The following is a 3,403-nucleotide window of genomic DNA, read 5'->3' as shown; positions in this document are numbered from 1 at the left end:
GAAGTGGACCGCGTGGTCGAAGGCCTCTCGCTCAAGGGCAAGACGATCCTCGATCTCGGCTGCGGCGCCGGCGGCGTCACGCTGGATCTGGTCGCGCGCCATGGTGCGGCGCATGCGACCGGTTTCGATGTCGAGAGGCCGGTGATCGAGACGGCAAAGCGAAACGCGGCTGCGCAGGGTCTCCAAGACCGCGTGAGCTTCCTCCAGGCGCCGCCGGGACTGCTGCCTTTCACCGATGCTTCCTTCGACGTCGTCTTCTCGAAGGACGCACTGTTGCATGTCCGGGACAAGGATGCCCTGTTCGCCGAGATTTTCCGCGTGCTGAAGCCCGGCGGCGTCTTCGCCGCGTCGAACTGGATGATCTCGCACGACGGCGAGCCGTCTGCGGACATGAAGGCCTATCTCGCGGCGGAAGGCTTGTCCTTTGCCATGGCTTCGCCGGCGCGCTACGCCGAGGCGATGCGTCGTGCTGGCTTCCGCGACATCAGCGTCCGCGACCGCAACGCATGGTACCGGGATGTGGCGCGGGAGGAACTGGCGCGCCTGAAGGGGCCACTCTATCAAGCGCTCGCCGCCGCGGTCGGCGGGGGCTATGTCGACAAGAACATCCGGACCTGGGAGGCGATGCAGAAGGTGCTTGACAGTGGTGAGCACCGCCCCACTCATCTGCGCGGTTGGAAGCCGGTCGGATAGCCGGCAATGCTGGAGACCGTCACGCTCATGAAGAATGCAGAGGCCAGGGATGCCTTGCCCGAACCGGCACGAAAAGGAGAGGCCGAGAAGCGCGGCCGCAAGGCTTCGAAAGAAGTCAGGCAACTCCAGTTGATCGAGGCGACGATCGATTCACTGGCCAAGCGCGGCTATGCGGAAACGACGATGGCCGATGTGGCCGACGGCGCGGGCCTGTCCCGCGGCATCGTCAACTTCCATTTCGAAAGCAAGGAGAAGCTGCTCGTCGCCACGCTGCAATATATGTATGACGAGTATTCGGCGCATTGGCGCGCGGCCTTGCAGAAGGCAGGCGACGATCCGGCGCGGCAGCTGCAGGCGCTGGTGTGGGCCGACTTCGATCGCTCGATCTGCAACAAGCGCAAGCTCGCCGCCTGGTGCGCCTTCTGGGGCGAGGCCAAATCGCGGCCGACCTACCAGGCGCTGAGCAGCTCGCGCGACGCTTACTACCAGCAGGTGTTCATCGATCTCTGCGCGACGCTCAAGCAAAGCGGCGGCTATGCCTATGAGCCGCAGGTCATGGCGCTGGCGCTATCGGCCATGCTCGAGGGCCTGTGGCTGCGGTTGATGATGGGCACCCAGGACACCACGCGCGAGACCGCGCTGCAGGCCGCCAACGCGTTCCTGGCCGCGGCCTTTCCGAAACACTACGGTTAACGACGGCCCGGGGTTAGCAACAGCCGGCCAGCAAGACCGGCAAGACCAAAAGAGGATGGAACAGCATGAAGAAACTCAGCCGACGCTTGACACTTACTTTGGCGCTCGCCGGCGCGCTGGCATCTTCGGCGGCAGCGTTCGCCGTTGCCGCCGACAAGGACCTCATCGTGTTCGACTGGTCCGGCTATGAGGACCCCAGCTTCCACGGCAAATATGTCGAGAAGGACGGCGACTCGCCGACCTTCGCTTTCTTCGGCGATGAGGACGAGGCATTCGAGAAGATCCGCTCCGGCTTCAAGGCCGACCTCGGACATCCGTGTTCGCAAAGCGTGGTGAAGTGGCGCGAGGCGGGGCTGTTGCAGCCGCTCGACACCTCCAAGATCGCCGGCTGGAAGGATCTCAACCCCGGCATCATGGCGATGAAGGACCTTGCCACCACCCCCGACGGCAAAGCCTGGTTCATGCCTTGGGACTGGGGTGACACGCAGCTCACCTTCAACTCCGACAAGATCGCCGAGAAGGACGTGCAGTCGCTGAAGGCCTTCGCCGATCCCAAGTATAAGGGACGCGTCTCGATCGGCGACAATGTCGACGACGCCTATGCGCTGGCCAGCCTCGCCATCGGGCTGAAGGACTGGACAAAGATGACGGACGAGCAGTTCAAGCAGGCGTCCGATTTCCTGCGCCAGGTGCACAAGAACGTGCGCTCCTACTGGACCGACACCACCGACATCGTGCAGCTGCTCTCAGGCGGCGAGGTCGATCTCGCCTGGGCCTGGAACGACGCGGCGGTGCAATCACAGGCCGCCGGCGTGCCGATCAAGTCCAAGAAGGATACCGACGAGGGCATCTCGACATGGGTGTGCGGCTATGTGCTGTTCAAGGACGCGCCCGGCAACATTGACAAGGCCTATGATTATCTCAATGCCGTCAACGATCCGGAAGTCGCCAAGGTGCTGGTCAAGGACTGGGGCTACGGCCAAGCCAACGCCAAGGGCATGGCCGGTGTCGACCAGGCGGTGCTCAAGGAAAAGGGCTACGACAACGTGGAAAAATGGGTCGACAAGACGCTGTTCCAGCAGCCGCTGCCTTCCGAGCTCAAGCTGAAGATGATCGCCGAGTTCGAGAAGATCAAGGCCGGCTATTGAACAGCAAGATCGAAAGAACCGACGTTGCAATCGTCGGCGCCGGCTTCACCGGCCTGTCGGCCGCGCTCGAATTGAAGCGCGCCGGCATCGATTTCCTTGTCCTGGAAGCGCGCGGCCGCGTCGGCGGTCGTGTGGAAGGTGCGCGAAACGGGCTCGGCGAGCTGATCGACAGCGGCGGCCAGTTCCTGTGCGAGGACATGCCGGAGCTGATGGCGCTGGCCAGGGCGCGAGGCAAGACCTTCGTCAAAACCTTTGTCGATGGCGATTTCATCACCCATCCACCGATGTCGGTCGACCAGGCCGGACAGACCTATGTGACCGCGATGGCGATCCGCGACCGCATGAACTGGATCGAGCCTGACGATCCCGCGATCGCCGGGCTGACAGTCGCCTCCTGGCTCGAACGCCAGACCGATCCGGTAGATGCCAAAGCCGCCTTCCGCTCGATGATCGAGGGACTGTGGTGCCTGGCGCTGGAAAAGGTGCCGCTCTGGTACCTGATCGACAATGATCGCCGCATCACCAACGAAGTGCCGGAACTGCAATATTCTCTGCGCGAGACCATGCAGTCGCTGGCCGCGGACCTGGCGGGCGATCTCGGTGACCGGCTGCGGCTGAACGAGCCGGCCATTCGCATCGAGCGCGGGCCGTCAGGCGTTCGTGTCGTTGCCGGCAGCGGCGCCGTCGAGGCGCGCGAGGTCCTGCTCGCCCTGCCGCCAGCGACGGCCAACAGGCTCGACTTTCGGCCTGCCTTGTCAACGGCCTTAAAGAAGGCGCTTGGCGTCTGGGAAAGCGGCGCGGTGGTCAAGATCCTCGTCCGCTATGCCAGGCCGTTCTGGCGCGAGCGCGATCTGAGCGGCATGGTGATG

General features: G+C 63.8%; 4 protein-coding genes. All 4 read left to right on the top strand.

What is annotated here, in order from left to right; all coding sequences use genetic code 11:
• Positions 1 to 693, top strand: a 693-nt coding sequence (locus EOA60_RS24820) for a class I SAM-dependent methyltransferase (protein WP_164899513.1), incomplete at its 5' end; no start/stop codon positions are given.
• Positions 694 to 699: 6 nt separating this feature from the next.
• Positions 700 to 1,386, top strand: a complete 687-nt coding sequence (betI, locus tag EOA60_RS24815) for a transcriptional regulator BetI (RefSeq protein ID WP_095824018.1) — start codon at positions 700 to 702, stop codon at positions 1,384 to 1,386.
• Between the two features lie 65 nt (positions 1,387 to 1,451).
• Positions 1,452 to 2,534: an ABC transporter substrate-binding protein gene (locus EOA60_RS24810; protein ID WP_067001264.1), complete on the top strand. Its 1,083-nt coding sequence runs from the start codon at positions 1,452 to 1,454 to the stop codon at positions 2,532 to 2,534.
• Positions 2,531 to 3,403 (top strand): FAD-dependent oxidoreductase (locus EOA60_RS24805; protein WP_128312046.1); only part of this gene is annotated, 873 nt, incomplete at its 3' end. The genes EOA60_RS24810 and EOA60_RS24805, both read left to right, overlap by 4 nt.

Source organism: Mesorhizobium sp. M1A.F.Ca.IN.020.06.1.1 (assembly GCF_004023265.1).
Taxonomy (GTDB): Bacteria; Pseudomonadota; Alphaproteobacteria; order Rhizobiales; family Rhizobiaceae; genus Mesorhizobium.
Note: the sequence above shows the minus strand (reverse complement) of the source record. Positions and strands in the feature narration are given on the sequence as shown.

Excerpts from the sequence above, each read along its gene's own strand:
- EOA60_RS24810 (WP_067001264.1), top strand. The coding sequence starts at position 1,452 with ATGAAGAAACTCAGCCGACGCTTGACACTTACTTTGGCGCTCGCCGGC.
- betI (WP_095824018.1), top strand. The coding sequence starts at position 700 with ATGCTGGAGACCGTCACGCTCATGAAGAATGCAGAGGCCAGGGATGCC.